General features: G+C 44.0%; 17 protein-coding genes. 9 read left to right on the top strand and 8 right to left on the bottom strand.

Annotated features, from left to right (window positions below):
• Positions 1 to 186: 186 nt before the first annotated feature.
• From metF to EDC44_RS01380, 7 genes are all read left to right on the top strand, one after another.
• The gene (metF, locus tag EDC44_RS01410; RefSeq protein ID WP_131974638.1) at positions 187 to 1,101 is read left to right on the top strand and encodes a methylenetetrahydrofolate reductase; all 915 of its coding nucleotides are present in this window, start codon (positions 187 to 189) and stop codon (positions 1,099 to 1,101) included.
• A 48-nt stretch (positions 1,102 to 1,149) separates the two neighbouring features.
• Positions 1,150 to 3,000 (top strand): TonB-dependent receptor domain-containing protein, encoded by a 1,851-nt coding sequence (locus EDC44_RS01405; protein ID WP_131974636.1) that lies wholly within the window; start codon positions 1,150 to 1,152, stop codon positions 2,998 to 3,000.
• A gap of 49 nt (positions 3,001 to 3,049) precedes the next feature.
• Positions 3,050 to 3,865, top strand: a complete 816-nt coding sequence (locus tag EDC44_RS01400) for a substrate-binding domain-containing protein (protein WP_131974634.1) — start codon at positions 3,050 to 3,052, stop codon at positions 3,863 to 3,865.
• A gap of 7 nt (positions 3,866 to 3,872) precedes the next feature.
• Positions 3,873 to 4,898 (top strand): FecCD family ABC transporter permease, encoded by a 1,026-nt coding sequence (locus tag EDC44_RS01395; protein ID WP_131974632.1) that lies wholly within the window; start codon positions 3,873 to 3,875, stop codon positions 4,896 to 4,898.
• Positions 4,891 to 5,622, top strand: a complete 732-nt coding sequence (locus tag EDC44_RS01390; RefSeq protein WP_131974630.1) for an ABC transporter ATP-binding protein — start codon at positions 4,891 to 4,893, stop codon at positions 5,620 to 5,622. The genes EDC44_RS01395 and EDC44_RS01390 overlap by 8 nt, the downstream gene beginning before the upstream one ends.
• A 72-nt stretch (positions 5,623 to 5,694) precedes the next feature.
• A complete protein-coding gene (locus EDC44_RS01385; RefSeq protein ID WP_131974628.1) occupies positions 5,695 to 6,444 on the top strand; it encodes an MlaA family lipoprotein in 750 nt (249 codons plus the stop codon).
• A 15-nt stretch (positions 6,445 to 6,459) separates the two neighbouring features.
• Positions 6,460 to 6,954, top strand: a complete 495-nt coding sequence (locus tag EDC44_RS01380) for a YfbU family protein (RefSeq protein ID WP_131974626.1) — start codon at positions 6,460 to 6,462, stop codon at positions 6,952 to 6,954.
• Between the two features lie 34 nt (positions 6,955 to 6,988).
• On the opposite strand, the gene rarD is transcribed toward EDC44_RS01380, so the two are convergent.
• Genes rarD through ftsY form a run of 4 tightly spaced genes read right to left on the bottom strand, consistent with a single transcriptional unit; the run spans position 6,989 to position 10,811 of the window.
• Positions 6,989 to 7,864, bottom strand: coding sequence for an EamA family transporter RarD (rarD, locus tag EDC44_RS01375; protein WP_131974840.1), 876 nt, complete (start codon positions 7,862 to 7,864; stop codon positions 6,989 to 6,991).
• Positions 7,865 to 7,908: 44 nt separating this feature from the next.
• Positions 7,909 to 8,829, bottom strand: a complete 921-nt coding sequence (gene ftsX, locus EDC44_RS01370) for a permease-like cell division protein FtsX (protein WP_131974624.1) — start codon at positions 8,827 to 8,829, stop codon at positions 7,909 to 7,911.
• Between the two features lie 8 nt (positions 8,830 to 8,837).
• A complete protein-coding gene (gene ftsE / locus EDC44_RS01365; protein WP_131974622.1) occupies positions 8,838 to 9,494 on the bottom strand; it encodes a cell division ATP-binding protein FtsE in 657 nt (218 codons plus the stop codon).
• A 39-nt stretch (positions 9,495 to 9,533) separates the two neighbouring features.
• The gene (gene ftsY, locus EDC44_RS01360; RefSeq protein ID WP_131974620.1) at positions 9,534 to 10,811 is read right to left on the bottom strand and encodes a signal recognition particle-docking protein FtsY; all 1,278 of its coding nucleotides are present in this window, start codon (positions 10,809 to 10,811) and stop codon (positions 9,534 to 9,536) included.
• A gap of 97 nt (positions 10,812 to 10,908) precedes the next feature.
• On the opposite strand from ftsY, the gene rsmD reads away from it, so the two are divergent.
• Positions 10,909 to 11,523, top strand: a complete 615-nt coding sequence (gene rsmD / locus EDC44_RS01355) for a 16S rRNA (guanine(966)-N(2))-methyltransferase RsmD (protein WP_131974618.1) — start codon at positions 10,909 to 10,911, stop codon at positions 11,521 to 11,523.
• A 3-nt stretch (positions 11,524 to 11,526) separates the two neighbouring features.
• Here the strand turns inward: rsmD and hypE are convergent, their stop codons facing one another.
• From hypE to hypB, 3 genes are read right to left on the bottom strand one after another with little or no spacing between them, the layout of a single operon-like run.
• Positions 11,527 to 12,540: a hydrogenase expression/formation protein HypE gene (gene hypE, locus EDC44_RS01350; RefSeq protein ID WP_131974616.1), complete on the bottom strand. Its 1,014-nt coding sequence runs from the start codon at positions 12,538 to 12,540 to the stop codon at positions 11,527 to 11,529.
• A 9-nt stretch (positions 12,541 to 12,549) separates the two neighbouring features.
• A complete protein-coding gene (gene hypD, locus EDC44_RS01345) occupies positions 12,550 to 13,662 on the bottom strand; it encodes a hydrogenase formation protein HypD (RefSeq protein ID WP_131974614.1) in 1,113 nt (370 codons plus the stop codon).
• 3 nt (positions 13,663 to 13,665) lie between these two features.
• On the bottom strand, positions 13,666 to 14,469 hold the full coding sequence (gene hypB, locus EDC44_RS01340) for a hydrogenase nickel incorporation protein HypB (RefSeq protein ID WP_131974612.1): 804 nt from the start codon (positions 14,467 to 14,469) through the stop codon (positions 13,666 to 13,668).
• A gap of 137 nt (positions 14,470 to 14,606) precedes the next feature.
• On the opposite strand from hypB, the gene hypA reads away from it, so the two are divergent.
• Complete coding sequence (gene hypA / locus EDC44_RS01335) at positions 14,607 to 14,948, top strand: hydrogenase maturation nickel metallochaperone HypA (protein ID WP_131974610.1); 342 nt, start codon at positions 14,607 to 14,609, stop codon at positions 14,946 to 14,948.
• 41 nt (positions 14,949 to 14,989) lie between these two features.
• Here hypA and fdhF read toward each other — a convergent pair whose 3' ends face one another.
• Positions 14,990 to 17,143 carry a formate dehydrogenase subunit alpha gene (gene fdhF, locus EDC44_RS01330; protein WP_131974608.1) on the bottom strand — a complete coding sequence of 718 codons (2,154 nt, stop codon included), beginning with the start codon at positions 17,141 to 17,143 and terminating at the stop codon, positions 14,990 to 14,992.
• Positions 17,144 to 17,259: the final 116 nt, after the last annotated feature.

Below are 17,259 nucleotides of genomic sequence, written 5' to 3'. Positions count from 1 at the left end.
GTTATTTGAAATTAAGAAAATGAATGGGATAAATATAGCTTGTTTGATATGGTCTATCAAATAAAACATTTTGTCGATAACATTAATCTTTTTCATAAAGATTATGAAAAATATGAGATTGATTTTACTTTATAAGGCTTTTAAAGTTTATCAATACAACATTAAAAATAAATAGGAACAAACACAATGAGTTATGCCAAAGAAATTGATCATTTAAATTATTCGCTTGCCAATTTAAATGGTGAGATCAACGTTTCTTTTGAATTTTTCCCGGCAAAAAATGAAAAAATGGAGACAATGCTGTGGGATTCCATTCATCGTTTAGCTCCGCTTAAACCAAAATTTGTATCGGTCACTTATGGTGCAAACTCCGGGGAACGTGACCGCACGCATGGCATTGTCAAACGTATTCAACAAGATACCGGTTTGGTGGCGGCACCGCATTTAACCGGTATTGATGCCACACCGGATCAACTGCGTGTGATTGCAAAAGATTACTGGGACAGCGGCATCCGCAATATCGTGGCGTTGCGTGGGGATGAACCGCCGGGTTATGCCAAACAGCCGTTTTATGCCGCCGATTTGGTGAAATTACTGAAAGAAATAGCAGATTTCGATATTTCTGTGGCAGCCTATCCGGAAGTGCACCCGGAGGCAAAATCAGCTCAAGCGGATCTGCTGCGTTTAAAAGAGAAAATTGAAGCCGGTGCCAACCGTGCGATCACGCAGTTCTTTTTTGATGTGGATAGCTATTTGCGTTTCCGCGACCGCTGTGCCGCCGTAGGCATTGATGTGGAAATCGTCCCAGGTATTTTGCCCGTCACTAACTTCAAACAATTACAAAAAATGGCGACCATCACCAACGTAAAAATCCCAAGCTGGATGCCGAAAATGTACGAAGGTTTGGATAACGATCAGACCACCCGTAATTTGGTTGCCGCCAGTATCGCGATTGATATGGTGAAAATCCTATCGAAAGAGGGCGTAAAAGATTTCCATTTCTACACCTTAAACCGTTCTGAGCTGACTTATGCGATTTGTCATATGTTGGGCGTAAAACCTGGTTTGCAAAAAACGATACAACTAAATTACAGAGCATAGTGCACACATCCGTTATTTTAAATTTTGTATTTTACTTGAGAGAAACCAATGAAAAAAAATCTAATTACTACCGCACTTTTATTTACCGTTCCGGTTGTTGCCGTTGCGAAACAGCAAACCAACGATCTTGATCCTATCGTGGTTACTGCAACCCGTACCGCAACCGCTACGACCAATACCGTTGCACAAGTCCGCGTAATTGATGAAAAAGAGTTGGCACAACATCAAGGGCAAACGTTACTTGATATAATTAAATTCCAACCCGGTATAAGTTCGACGGGTTATGGCGGTGCAGATAAAACCAGCAGTATTTTTTTACGCGGTTACAACAGTACGGCTGTGTTGGTGCTGATTGATGGCATTCGTTATAGTTCGGCGACGACCGGTAGTGCCGCATTAAATTTATTACCGGTTGATCAAATCGAGCGAATTGAAATTCTCTATGGTGCCACCGGTGCGGCATTATATGGGGCTGATGCAATGGGCGGAGTGATTCAGGTTTTCACCAAAAAAGCCGCAACACACGGCAGTAATATCTATGCCACAGTCGGTATGGGTTCCAACGATCAGTTTACCTATGGCGGTGGTGCAGGTTATCAAGATGAGAAAACCAATATCAGTGTAAACGGCAGTTACAATAAGACTGACGGCTTTAATGCGGTTGAATCCCCTTATGTTGCGAACCAACGTGATGATGACGGTTATAAAAGCAAAAACGGTAGCTTTGCCATTAGTCATAAATTTACAGATATTTTTACCGTCGGTGCAAGCGGGCTTTATAATCGCTCTACCACAGAATTTGATAATGTTTGGGGGGCGGCATCGGATGTTATCTATAAGCAAAAAAATGGTGCTGCACAGGTTTTTGCTGATTGGCAATATCGTGCAGGTTCAAATATCCGCGTACAATATGGTGAGTCTATTGATAAAGCGACACAATACGGAGACGGTGTAAATCAAGGAACATTTAATACCGAACAACAACAAACCAGTTTTCAGGTTAATCATCAATTACCGCTTGGTACATTAATTGCCGGTGCGGAATATCTTAAACAAAAAGTAAAAAGCAGCACGGCATACACAAAAAACAAACGTGATGTTACCAGCGGATTTTTAGGCTATCAGCTTGTGCAAGATAAATTTGACGGACAGGCTTTTATCCGTTATGACGATAATTCACAGTTCGGCAGCAAAATCACCTACAATATCGGTACGGCTTATGCGGTTATGCCGGATCTGCGTATCGGGGCAAGTTATGCAACCGCATACCGTGCACCAACATTTAACGAATTATATTATCCGATTGAGTGGGGCAGCGGCGGTAATCCGGATTTAAAACCGGAAACCGGTAAAAACATCGAAGCCTTTATTGAATACAGCGGCACTTATCACAATACCCGTTTAACCGGCTATTATAATAAAGTGAAAGATATGATTACCGGCTGGACACCATACAACTTATCTAAAGCCAAAATCAAAGGGGTAACGTTCATTTCGGATTGGCAGATTGATAACTATTTATTCGGTTTTAGTTACGATTATCAAAAAGCCAAAGATGCCGGCGGAGGTGCAAATCATGGTAAATTACTTGAAATTCGACCAAAGCATAAAGGGACGGCATATATCGGTTATCGCTTTACTGATTTAGATATTCGGGCAGAATATCAATATGTGGGCAAATATTACCGCACCGCAGGTGAAACGAATCCGATTAGCAGTTACAGCCTGGTGAATTTAAGCGGTACATACCGTATTTCACCAAATCTTAGCGTAACAGGTCGCATTAATAACTTGTTTGATAAAGACTATGTTACTAATTCTTCAACCTCGTGGGGAACTACTACAACCTATAAAGAAGAGGGGACAAACTTCTTTATTTCAGCGACGTTGAGTTATTAAACAATTCCTCTCGCCCGTAAGTGGGCGAGGGAGTAATTAGATTTCAACAATGCAAAAAATTTTTAAAATTTTCACCGCACTTTGGCTGTTCGCAATCCAAACCGTTGCCGCCAAACCCACCGAGCAATTCGTCTCGCTCACCCTATGCAGCGACCGATTGCTGCTCGAACTGGCTCGCCCCGAACAAATCGCCGCAATGTCGTCTTATTCTAAAAAGCCGTTGATGATGTTGGATAAAATTAACACAGACAACCCCACACTTGAACCTACGCTTAGTGCATTATTGCCCTATTTGGACAAAACCATTCTGATTAATGAAGCCTTTTATCCGCAGTTAGTCAGCAGCCTAAAACAGCTTGGGGTGAACATCGTGCCGGTGAACGACAGCCCGCAAACGCCGGAACAGCTGTTTGAATATATTATCCGGCTTGGCAAAATCACGCATAATGAACAACATGCTGAACAATTAGTGGCAACGTTGAAAACCAAAAATTTTCAGTTAGATCAACGCTTAACCGACACACTAATATTATCTGACACCGGCGTGGTGGAAGGCTATTGGCCGCAATATCAAACGCTGTTGCAATTACTCGGCTTAACGCCGCTTAAAATCAAACTCAGCTCGCAAAATTTTTCGTTGGAAAAAGTGTTGCGCAGCCAGCCGAATTTTCTGATAACAATCACCGACAAACGAGGTTACAACGAACGGGCGGAACTGCTTTCCCATCCGCTTTTGCAAGATTTATTTAAAAATCGACCGCTTGCTACTATTCCGCTAAAATATACTTATTGCTTTGACCACGGTGTGTGGCAGGGGGCGGAGAAGCTGTATCAACAATTAAAAAAAGAAAAACGGAATAATTAAAAATTTTATGAAAAACGACCGCACTTTAGCCAAGCATTGCGTGCCGGAGGTGCGCTTACGTGCCGGGCGGTTAAATCTGGCATTGTTCGCATTATTACTCGCAATCAGCGGCACAGCCGTTTACTACCAGCTAGGTGACTTTGCCGCTTTGCTGAATGCAGAAGGCGTGTTGACGGATATGCGTTCGCTGGTGTTGTGGGATATTCGCTTACCACGTATTGGTTTAGCGATACTCACCGGAGCAAGTTTGGCGTTGGCGGGCAATGCAATGCAGGGAATTTTCCAGAATCCGCTTGCCAGTCCCGGATTACTCGGCAGTGCCAACGGCGCAACCGCAGCCAGTGTGTTTATTCTCTATTACTTTTCTGCGCCGTTAAGCGTGCTATTATTGAGTGGTGTTTTTGGGGCGTTGGCGAGCTTTCTGCTGGTTTGGTTGATTGCAAAAAACAAAGGTTCGACGATGATGATTTTAAGCGGGGTTGCCGTCAATATGCTGCTCGGTTCGGCGATTGCGTTACTGCTCTCAAATGCGGAAAGTCCATGGGCGTTAGCGGAACTGTATCGCTGGCTGCAAGGCTCGCTGGTATGGGCGAAACTCGATACCTTATTGCTGTCGTTGCCGATTATATTGCTTGGGTTACTCTGCCTATATCGACAACGCCGTTACATTGATTTGCTCACCTTTGGCGAAGAAACCGCCGCCACAATGGGCGTTGATCCGAAAAAGAGCTTTTTTATCACCACATTAGGTGCGGCATTATTGGTAGGCACAGTGATTCCGCAAACAGGCACTATCGGTTTTATCGGACTGATTGCGCCGCATATCGCCCGCATTTTGCTGAAAAAACGCCCGTCGCAACTGTATATAACCAGTGCCTTATTGGGGGCATTACTGCTATTGATTGCCGATCTCAGTATTCTTTATATACCGTTTTTTTCACATATTTATATCGGCACGCTTACCGCGATTATTGGTGCACCCTGCTTGATTTGGATTTTGTTTACCCGGCAGCGGAGAATAGCGAATGATTAAGCTCGAAAAAGTCAGTCTCCCTTATGCGTTAAGCAATGTCAGCTGCACTATTTCGCAAGGCAGATTGGTCGGCATTATGGGGGCAAACGGTGCGGGTAAATCCACTTTGCTCAAAGCCATCGCCGGGATTTTACTGCCCGCAAGCGGACAGATTTTGCTGAAAAATTGCAACATTAACACCATGACCACCCAAGCGAAAAGCACCGCCATTGCCTATTTTGCCCAAAACACTGCAATTTATTGGGATTTATCCGTGTATGATGTCATCGCCCTCGGCTTACTGCACTCGCTACCTGCTACGGCGGAACAGCAAAAAGTGCGGTCGGTTTCCGAGCAGTTTTCTATCCGGCACTTGCTGGATAAACCGTTCCAACGGCTTTCCGGTGGCGAAAAAGCACGTGTACAGCTCGCCCGTTGTTGTATTAAAGACACTCCGTTATTGCTGGCAGACGAACCCGTCGCATCGCTCGATCCTTACTATCAAATCGATATAATGGAACAACTCAAAGCGCTGACAATGGAAAAAACCTGTGTAGTGGCGATTCATCATCTTTCGCTTGCTTACCGTTTTTGTGATGAAATAATTCTGCTTGGCAATGGCGGATTAATCGCCGCAGGCAATACGCAAGCGGTGTTAAATGCTGAAAATCTTGCAAAAGCGTTTGGCGTGAAGGCGGAGATTGATACGGCGAGAAGGGAGATTATTGGGGTGGAGAAGTTGTAAATAAAAATAATTTTGTAGTTCACGGATAAGTCATTTACAATGACAGGTAAGATTCGCGAAAGAGAGCCCAAGATGAAAAAAAATAAGTTAATTCTAACCGCACTTTTAACTGCAGGCGTGCTGACCGGTTGTGCGACGACAGATCCGGAAACCGGTGTGCGTAATGATCCGTTGGAAGGGTTTAACCGTTCCATGTGGAATTTCAACTATAATTATTTAGATCCTTATTTGTTAAAACCGGTTGCCAAAGGTTGGAAAAATTATGTGCCGTCGCCGGTGACCGCCGGTTTGGTAAATGTGGCGAATAACCTTGATGAACCGGTGAGTTTTGTGAACCGTTTGATTGAAGGGGAAGGTAAAAAAGCCATGGTTCACTTTAACCGTTTTTGGATCAATTCGGTATTCGGGTTGGGCGGTTTGATCGACTGGGCGAGTTATGATGACCGCTTGAAAATCGACGGCGAGCGTACCTTCGGCGATACTTTAGCCAGCTATGGCGTGGAACAAGGCGCTTATATCATGCTGCCTGCTTATGGGGCAACCACGCCGACGCAATTAACCGGTTCTGTAGTGGATATGGCTTATACTTACCCATTCTGGGATTGGGTGGGCGGTCCGTGGTCTTTAGTGAAGTACGGCGTGCAAGCGGTGGATAGTCGGGCTAAAGCAATGGATAAAGAAGCGTTATTGGAGCAGGCTCAAGATCCGTATATTACCTTCCGCGAAGCCTATTTCCAAAATCTTGATTTCCGAGCCACCGACGGTAAAGGTCAAGAAGTGAAAGAAACTCTTTCTCAAGAAGAATTGAACAGCATCGATTAACAAAAGGAAAAACCTATGGAAATGTCATCAACGCAACGTTTGATTTTAGCCAATCAATACCGTTTAATGGGCTTGTTAGATAGTCAAAATGCACAAAAATATCAACGTTTTGAAACTATTGTGAAAGGCGGTTTCGGTTTGGAACTGAAAGAATTGGATAAAGATTTTTCCGATATTTCAGAAGCGGAATGCCGTACAGTGTTAGATACCTTGGAAATGTATAATGCCCTGCACGTTTCTTATAACAATCTGCCGAACAAATCCGATTTAACCCCGCACCGTTTGCAGTTTGCCGGTTATTGTGCGGTTCGCGAGAAAAAATATTTGAATTATTTGCGTTTTATCACCGGTGTAGAAGGCAAATATCAAGAGTTTATGCAATGTGCCCACGGTTGCGATTCGCAAACGCCAATGTGGGATAAATACAGCAAAATGCTCGAAGCTTGGCGTGCCTGCCCGCACGAATATCATTTGAGTATGGAAGAAATCCAACGGATTTTGAATGCGTAAACTAAAATATCCCATTGTTTGATGGGATATTTTTTTAGGTTTTTTTATGCAAAGTGCGGTAGATTCCGTCAATAATTATCAGCATCATTGCGATGCTCAGACAAATAAACAGCGGATAACTTTCCGCATCCACTTTTTCACCGATGAAAAAGGAAATCACTACCATTAAAATAGTTTCCACATAACCCAATAATCCCAATAAATTCATCGGCAGCATTACGCTGGCAAGGATGTAGGCAATTAATGCGGTGCCGCTAATGAGTCCCAGTACGGGTAGCAGATATAAAATATGTTCGTTGTGTTGTTGGATTTGATTGAAATCTACTTGCCGGGCGAAATAAATACAAACCGGCAATAATAAGGTCATTTCAATGCAGAAACTGGACAGATCGGCGATTTTAAAGTATTTCCGCACAGAAAAGTAAATTGTGTAGCCGATACAAACTACAATGCTTTCCCAAGAAAAACCGCCTTTGATGATGATGTTTGAAATTACGCCTGTGGCGGCAATCGCCACAGCCAGCATTTTGATTTTAGTGATTTGTTCTTTAAATATAATGCGGGCGATCACCACTAATACCAACGGCAACAATAAATAGCCGAAGGATGTGCTGATGGCACTGCCGTTATTGGGAGCCCATAAGAACAGCCACATTTGAAAGCCTATTATGCCGCTGCAAAGTATATAAATAAGCAGCAGTGCGGGGCGTTGTTTGAGCTGAATCAGACGTGCGATAAATTGCTGCTTTTGTTTGAACAGGATAATTGCCGCATAAATAAAAGGCATAGTAAAAATAATGCGGTAACCGAATATTCCTTCTCCGCTGAGTGGTTGCAGCAGCGTGGAAAAGTAGTACATATAGCCGAATAAAATCGATGCTAAGAGAGAAGTTGCGACACCTTTAAACATAACCATAGGGCAGGCATATTATACCTGCCGAAAAGAATAAGAAATTACTTCTGATTAATATGCCGACTGGCGGAAATCCAGGCGGAAGCATAACCGATAACCGAACAGATTACCAATAAGAATAGAATTTCGCTGAATTGCAAGCCATTCAGCTCGAATTTCACCGCGAAAATATCTGTTACATATTGCACTGCACTGTCGAAATAAGCCAGCAATAAACCGCTTAAAATACAGGCGAATAACGCCCCGAAAAAGCCGTAGATAACACCGATGAGCAAGAACGGACGCAGCACAAATTGTTCCGTTGCTCCCAATAATTTGGATACTTCAATTTGAGCCCGGCTGCCGTATACATCAGAGCGGATGCTGTTGCCGATAACCAAGCACACCGCAATCGCCATTAAAACGGTGCTGACAATCGCCACATGAGCAATCAGCCAGGTAAGTGCGGTGAGTTTTTCCATACATTCGTTATCCTGACGGACTTCTTGCACCCCTTTGATTTTATTTAAGCCGGTGACTAAATCGCTGCGTTTGGATGATTCGTTATATTCCTGCGTTGTTTTAATAGTAACTACGGCCGGCAACGGGTTATCGTCTAAAATATCCAATTCTTCGCCAAAACCCGACCACGCGCGAAATTCGTTCAGGCTTTCTTGGCGGGAAATATAATTGAGCGATTCGATACCTTCTTGATTGCGGATTTTATCCACCACCGCATTGGCATCTTTTTCACTCAGATTTTTATGCAGATACACCGTCAATTCTGATTCGGGATAGAATTGAGTGGCCGCTAAATGGCTGTTTTTCCAAAGTAAAAATGTGGTTACCGGAATTGTTAAAGATACCGTAATGGCTAAAATCGTGAGAAATGTACCGATTTTTTTATTCATCAAATCCGCCCAGACGGAACGGAATACATAAGCGGTTTGCACAAAAATTGAAGCATTGATTTGGCGAGCCATAATACCACCTAATAGCGTAAATAGCCTTGCTCAAGCACCAAGCAAGGCTTTTGTTTTTGTTGAATAATATTAATGTCGTGAGTGGCAATTAACACCGTCACGCCCGCTCGGTTGAATTCTTCAAAAAGATTAAAGATTTCAAGGGATAAGGCTGAATCCAAATTACCTGTGGGTTCGTCAGCAAGTAATAATTGCGGACGATTTACGATGGCTCTGGCAATATCCACCCGTTGCTGTTCACCACCGGACAAATGCACCGGCAAATGTTTAGCGCGGGTCAATAAACCCACTTTATCCAATGCGGCACTGGCACGGCGTTTGATTTCATCAGGGTGCATTCCGCTGATAATTAGCGGCAGGGAGACGTTATCGATCACGCTGCGATCCGGCAGCAGGCGGTAATCTTGATGCACCATGCCGATTTGACGGCGTAAAAACGGGATTTCGTGCTGAGATAAGCGGGTGATATCGTGACCGTTAAAGAAAATCTGTCCGTCGTTGGCACGTTCCATTCCCATAATGAGTTTTAACAGGGTGCTTTTCCCGGCACCGGAATGACCGGTGAGATAGGTCATACTGCCTACCGGCAAATGAAAATTAAGCCCTTGCAAGGCGGGTTTGTTCACTCCGCGATAGGCTTTGCTGACATTTAAAAATCGAATCATCGTATTTCTCTTTTGCTTTCCTATTTGTATGTCGAGCGGTTACTCATCTTGCGTAAATAACGCATCAATAAATTCTGTGGCCTGGAACGGACGCAGGTCTTCAATTTTTTCACCCACCCCGATATAGCGAATCGGTAGATTGAACTGATCGGCGATAGCAAAGATCACTCCGCCTTTTGCCGTGCCGTCTAATTTGGTTAGGCTGATACCGGTTAATCCCACTGCTTCATTAAACAGTTTGGCTTGGGAAATGGCATTTTGCCCTGTGCCTGCATCCAAGGTGAGCATAATTTCGTGCGGTGCGGTTTCATCATATTTTTTCATTACCCGCACAATTTTTTTCAGCTCATCCATTAAGTTGTTTTTATTTTGCAGACGGCCTGCGGTGTCTGCGATTAGAATATCCGTATTACGGGCGGCGGCAGACTGCATGGCATCGAAAATTACTGAGGCGGAATCGGAACCGGTGCTTTGTGCCACCACCGGAATATGATTACGTTCGCCCCATACTTGCAGCTGTTCCACCGCAGCGGCACGGAAGGTATCGCCCGCGGCCAACATCACCGATTTACCCTGTTGTTGGAATTGACGGGCTAATTTACCGATGGTGGTGGTTTTGCCTACGCCGTTCACGCCCACCATTAAAATCACATAAGGTTTTTTGCTGTTGTCGATTTCAAGCGGCTGTTCTACGGGTTTTAAAATATCCGCCAGTTCCACTTTCAGTTGTTGATACAACAATTCCGCATCTTTTAATTCTTTGCGGCTGGCGTGTTGGGTTAAATTATTGATAATTTTGGTGGTTGTTGGCACACCGATGTCGGCAACCAACAACTGTTCTTCGAGTTCATCAAATAAATCATCATCGATTTTTTTGCCGAAAAATAAATCGCGAAAGCCGTCGCCGATATTTTGTTTGGTTTTCAATAACCCTTTCACCAATCGGCTGAAAAATCCGCCTTCGCTCGGTTTTTCTTGGGTTTGAGCAGATTTAGGAATGGTTTCTTGTTCTGCTTGTTGTTCGGCAGTAAGAATTTCAGCTTCCGGCTGTTCAGTATTTTCGGTGATGTATTCATCAAGTGCGGTGGAAATTTCAGTAATTTCGCTGGGAATATCTAATGCCGGTTCGCTTGCTTGCTCATATTGTTTTTCAATTTCCGGTTCGGTTTCGGCAATCGGCTCGGCTTTTTCTATTTCGATTTCCTGTTCGATAAACTCGACAAATTCTTCGGTTTTTGCTTTCGGCTGATTTTCTTGTTTATTTTTACCAATGCTCAACCACGACCAAAAACCGCCTTTTTTCTTTTCGTCTGCCATAAAGTGTTTCTCAATATTAAAATATTATAAAATTCGACTATTTTACCTGAAAATAGCATAAAATAGTTGCAGATTTATCGTTAAATAATAATTTTTTATGAAAACCGTCAGATCAAACAAAAAATCCCCGCAAACCCAACAAACAAAAGGCGAAGTGCGTATCATTGCCGGGCTATGGAGAGGGCGAAAACTGCCCGTGTTAACTTCGCAAGGGCTACGCCCCACCGGTGATCGTGTGAAAGAAACGCTGTTTAATTGGCTGATGCCATATATTGCGGATGCCTGTTGTTTGGATTGCTTTGCCGGCAGCGGTTCGTTGGGTTTGGAAGCACTTTCCCGCCAGGCCAAACAGGTGACGTTTCTGGAATTAGATAAAACGGTCGCCGGTCAGCTAAATAAAAATCTGCAAATTTTAAAGTGCGGTGAAAATCAGGCGAAAGTGATCAATCAAAATAGTTTGGAATTTCTAAAACAGCCGCAAAACCAACCGCACTTTGACATAGTGTTTCTCGATCCGCCCTTTCATTTCGGCTTGGCACAACAATCCGTTGATTTATTAGTGCAAAATAACTGGCTGCAGGCGGATGCGTTGATTTACATCGAAACTGAAAAAGACCAGTCACTGAATATCCCTGCTCATTGGCAGCAGCTTAAAGAGAAAACTACGGGAATGGTGAGTTATGGATTGTATCGGAATAACTCACCTGAGTGAAAACTAACAAATTCTCGGCAATGGATCATTCGTCGGTAAATCCAATAAGCGGCTTTGACCGAAAATGCCTATTAGACGGACTTTTTTATCGGTGGTGACTTCACCGATAACGGCGGCATTTTTGCCTAGTTGGTGAGAGTGAAGTGCGGTGAGAATTTCCGTTGTTTTTTCGGGTTTGGCGATAATCACTAATTTACCTTCATTAGCAAAATTCAGCGGATCTAAACCGAGTAATTCACAAATGCCGCGGACTTCTTGACGCAGTGGCAATAACTCTTCTTGAATCTGCATACCGAGCTGACGAGACTGAGCGAACTCGTGCAATACGGCATTCACGCCACCGCGAGTGGCATCACGAATAGCTTTCACGCCGTCGATGGCACGTAATCTATCAATCAATGGGGAAAGCACTGTACAGTCGCTTTCAAGTGCGGTCTGAATACCGAGATTTTCCCGTAAATTTAAAATTGTCGCACCATGATCGCCCAGTGTGCCGCTCACAATAATGCTGTCGCCCGCTTCGATTCGATGGGTTCCCCAGTCCAGTTGAACCGGAATCACGCCAATGCCTGATGTGTTGATAAAAATCTTATCTACAGCGCTTTTCTGCACCACTTTGGTATCGCCGGTGACCACTTGAATCCCGTGTTCGGCACAGGTTTTTGCTATGGATTGAATAATTTGTTTCAGCGTATCGAGCGGCAAGCCTTCTTCCAAAATAAAACCACAGGAAAGATATTTTGGTATGGCACCGCATACTGCAATATCATTAGCCGTGCCGCATACTGCCAGTTTGCCGATATCGCCGCCGGGAAAGAAAATCGGATCAATCACAAAGCTATCCGTGCTGAAAGCAAGCTGATTGCCTTGCGAGCTTAATTCAGCCAAACTCAAGCGGGCTTGGTCTTCGCCTTGAGTCAAAATCGGGTTGGCAAAGGCCTGTACGAAATAATCGCTGATCAGCTGCTGCATTGCTGCACCACCGTTGCCGTGAGCCATGGTGATAAAATCGGTCATAATGAAATCCTATTCTCGTCTGTATTGATAGTAGGCGGCACAAGCCCCTTCGGATGATACCATTAATGCACCGTAAGCATTATCGGGATTACATTGTGCGGCAAACAGCGGGCAATCTGCCGGTTTGCATTTGCCTGTGAGTACATCGCCGCAACGGGAATTGGGGTCGTCCGCCACTTGCTGCGGTTGGCTGTTGAAATAGGTTTCCGCATCAAAACGGCGATATGCCGGTGTGAGTTCCACGCCGGATTCTGCAATTTCGCCCAAGCCCCGCCATTCGCTGCTGGATTTTAGTTGAAATACGGCTTGCATGACTTGTTGAGCCAGTTGGTTGCCGTGGCTGTGTACAATGCGTTTATATTGATTTTCGATTTCGCATCGACCGTCCACAAATTGCTGCACCAGCATTACGATGGATTGCAGAATATCCAATGGTTCAAATCCGGTGATCACAAAGGGTTTGTGGAACTTTTCGCACAGGTCTTGATAAGGATCGGATCCGATCACCATGCTGACATGTCCCGGTGCGATAAATCCGTCGATTTTGATTTGATCTTGCGATAATAAGCTGCGAAGTGTCGGGATAATGGTGATATTTTGGCATACGATCCAAAAGTTTTTTATTTGCTGTTTTTCTGCTTGTTGAATAGTTACCGCCGCACTGGGCATGGTGGTTTCAAAACCGAGCGAGAAAAATACCACTTTTTTATGGGGATTATTCACCGCAATGTTCAAAGCATCTAACGGCGAATAAACAATCCGCACATCCGCCCCGCGAGCTTTGGCTTCCAATAATGACCCTTTGCGACCTTTCACCCGCATGGCATCACCGAATGTACAGAAAATTACATCAGATTTTTCCGCAATTTCAATGCATACATCAATCCGTCCCATGGGTAATACACACACAGGACAACCGGGGCCGTGAATAAATTCAATACTTTCCGGCAAAATGCGGTCTAAACCGAATTTAAAAATGGTATGCGTATGTCCGCCGCACACTTCCATTAAATACAAAGGATTTTGCTTATTAAAGTGCGGTAGTTTTTGCATGAGATTTTGCAATTTTGCTACTAAATCCTTAGCCAGCTTCGGATCGCGGAATTCATCCACAAATTGCATAAATTAATCCTTTTGCAACCAATTTAACCAGCGTTCCAAACCTTCACCGGTGGTGGCGGACAGTTGGATAATTTCAATCTCAGGGTTTACTTGTTTGGCATAAGCCAAGCATTTTTCCACATCAAATTGTAAATAAGGCAATAGATCCGTTTTGTTTAAAATCATCAGTTTCGATGCGGCAAACATATGGGGATATTTCAAGGGTTTATCTTCCCCTTCGGTCACGGATAAAATCACCACTTTGGCTTTTTCGCCGAGATCAAACTCTGACGGACACACCAAATTTCCTACGTTTTCGATAAATAGCAGGCTGTTTTCAACAGGTTGTAATTTTACAATGGCTTCGCTGATCATCTGCGCATCTAAATGACAGCCTTTGCCCGTATTCACCTGAATAGCGGGTATGCCGGTAGCTCGAATGCGATCCGCATCGTTTTCTGTTTGTTGATCGCCTTCAATAACATAACAATTACGCTGATTTTTCAAGGCGTTAAGTGTGGTGGTTAATAACGTGGTTTTGCCGGATCCGGGGCTGGAAACCAGATTGAAGACTGAAATTTGCTGCTTATGGAAAAAAGTACGGTTGTTTTCGGCGATTTTATTGTTTTTGCCGAGTACATCTTGTTCCACTTTAAGCAAACGAGTCTGCATTGCTTGGGCTTCATCAGGATTGGTTTGAGCGACATGAAAGGTAAAATGCGAAAAATCTGTTTTTTTCACCGCACTTTTTTGTTCCGATGCGTGAGTATGGGGTAATTCGCCGATGCGGACTTGATCCGGGTGTCCGCAACCACAGGTTGAACACATAATATATCTCCGATTTGTTCGGTCGTTTAATGAAATAAGCATAACATAATTATATTTTTTAAAGTTGATGGAGATCACAAAAATAAAATGAAAACAATATTATACTTCTAACGAGTTAGCGGGATTTAAGGATAGCTATGCACGAATTATCGCTTTGTCAAAATATGATGGAAATCATCGAACAGCAATGCCGCGATCACAATGTCAAACAAGTGACGGACTTGTGGGTGGAAATTGGGGCATTATCTTGTGTCGAATCCAGTGCTTTGGAATTTTGTTTTGAAATAAGTTGCAAAGACACTGTGGCGGAAGGCTGCAAATTGCACTTAATCCCTATTGCTGCCCAAGCCTGGTGCTGGCATTGTAAAAAAATGGTGGAAATTCAAGCTCATCACGATTGTTGCCCCATTTGCCAAAGCCCGCATTTACAACGTCAAAGCGGCGATGAATTGCGGATTCGGGAAATGGCGGTGAAGTGATACGAAAGGGGCGACATTATATCGCCCCTTTATGCTTATATTTACGCCACAAGTGCGGTTTGTTTTAAATGATTTTTCAAATTGGTGTATTCGGTGACAACATAGTGTTCCGCCCAATTTTGATCGTCGATTTTATCGATGCGTACCGCACTGTATTTGTATTCCGGTGTTCTTGAACCCGGATTCAAATGTTCGGCGGTGAGTTCGTTACATTTTCCGATCCACCATTGGTAGGTCATGTAACAAGCTCCGCGGTTAGTTCGGGTGCTCACATCAGCACGACTGATGACTTTGCCGCGGGATGATGAAATCCATACCAAATCATTATTCTTAATGCCTAGTGCTTTCGCATCTTGGTCATTCATTTGTACAAATCCCGGTTCGTCTGCGAGAGCGGCCAAGGCTCGGCAGTTACCGGTCATTGAACGGCAGGAATAATGTCCCACTTCCCGTACGGTGGAAAGCACCAATGGGAATTCTTCGCTGACAGATTCCATCGGCGGTTCCCAGTCGCAAGCGAAAAATTCCGCTTTGCCGTTCGGGCGATCAAAGATTTGGTCTTTATACAGCCATTGCGTACCTTGATCTTCAGGACTTTCGTCAGTACAAGGCCATTGAATGTAGCCCAAGCCTTCCATTTTTTCGTAGGTTGCACCTTTGTAAATAGGGCAAAGTCCGCGCAGTTCGTCCCAAATTTCTTTGGTGTTGTTGTAGTGCATCGGGTAACCCATCGCGGTAGCGATTTCGCTGATAATGACCCAGTCATCTTTCACATCACCGGTCGGTTCAACGGCTTTATAGAAACGTTGGAAACCTCGGTCGGCGGCACTGTACACGCCTTCGTGTTCCGCACAGGATGTGGCTGGCAATAACACGTCCGCTTCGGCGGCGGTTTGTGTCATAAAGATGTCTTGCACCACTAAGAATTCCACTTTCTTAAAGGCTTCTTTCACCGCATTGATATCCGGTTCCGTTTGCAGAGTATCTTCACCCATAATATAGAAGGCTTTGATTTTATCTTCCATAATGGCTTCCGGCACTTCACTAAGCGGTATGCCCGGATTCGGATTTAATTCCGGAATTCCCCAGGCTTTGGCGAATTTCGCATTGGTTTCAGGGTCTTTAAAACTTTGATAGCCCGGCAAGGTGTTAAATAACGCTCCCATATCGCAAGCCCCTTGTACGTTATTTTGACCACGCACAGGGTTCACACCCACATTCGGTTTGCCGAGATTACCCGTTAGCATTGCCAAACTTGCCAAGGCACGCACGGTTTCCACCCCTTGTTTGAATTGGCAGACCCCCATACCCCACAAGATAGTGGCGGTTTCCGCTTTAGCATAAGTGCGGGCGATTTCACGCAACATTTGCGGTTCGATACCGGTAATATGCTGAGTGGATTCCGGTGTGTAAGCACTGACGATTTCACGGAATGCATCAAAATTTTCCGTATGTTCGTCAATGAATTTTTGATCTTGCAAGCCTTCTTCCAAAATCACGTTCATCATAGCATTTAAGAATGCCACGTTACTGCCGTTTGCCAATGGTGCGTAAATATCTGCCAAACGGGCAGTTTCGATTTTACGCGGATCGCAAACAATGATTTTTGCCCCTTTGGCTTTGGCGTGATTAATACGACGAGCCACAATAGGGTGTGATGTTGAGGCGTTATAACCAAAGATAAAGACACATTTGGTATCTTCAATTTCAACGATTGAGTTGGACATTGCGCCGTTTCCGACCGATTTGAGCAGACCTGTTACAGAAGGGCCGTGTCAAACGCGCGCACAACAGTCAACGTTGTTATTTCTTAATACCGCACGGGCAAATTTTTGCATGACATAGTTCACTTCATTGCCCGGCCCGCGGGATGAACCGGTCACCATAATACTTTCGTTGCCATACTTTTCTTTGATTTCACTCAGGCGTTTTGCCGTATAAGAAATCGCTTCGTCCCAACTGACCGGTGTAAAGGCTTCACCGCGTTTGTAGCGAATCATCGGTTGCGTTAAACGAGGAGTCAGGATTTTTGTATCGTGAACGAAATCCCAACCGTAATAACCTTTGAGGCAGAGTTCTCCCTCATTGGTTTTGCCGTTTGCACCTTCGGCACCCACAATTTTGTTGTTTTCGACCAATAAATTGATCTTACAACCCGAAGCGCAATACGGACAGACAGTTATTACTTTTTTCATAATGCACGTCCTTTTTGTTTATGTAAAAATAAAATCCTATTGTTATCATATGCCTAAATTCGGCATATTCACCCACAAAAAATAGGGATTTATTGATTTAAAACCACTTTTCATCA

The organism is Cricetibacter osteomyelitidis (assembly GCF_004340985.1).
Taxonomy (GTDB): domain Bacteria; phylum Pseudomonadota; class Gammaproteobacteria; order Enterobacterales; family Pasteurellaceae; genus Cricetibacter; species Cricetibacter osteomyelitidis.
Note: the sequence above shows the minus strand (reverse complement) of the source record. Positions and strands in the feature narration are given on the sequence as shown.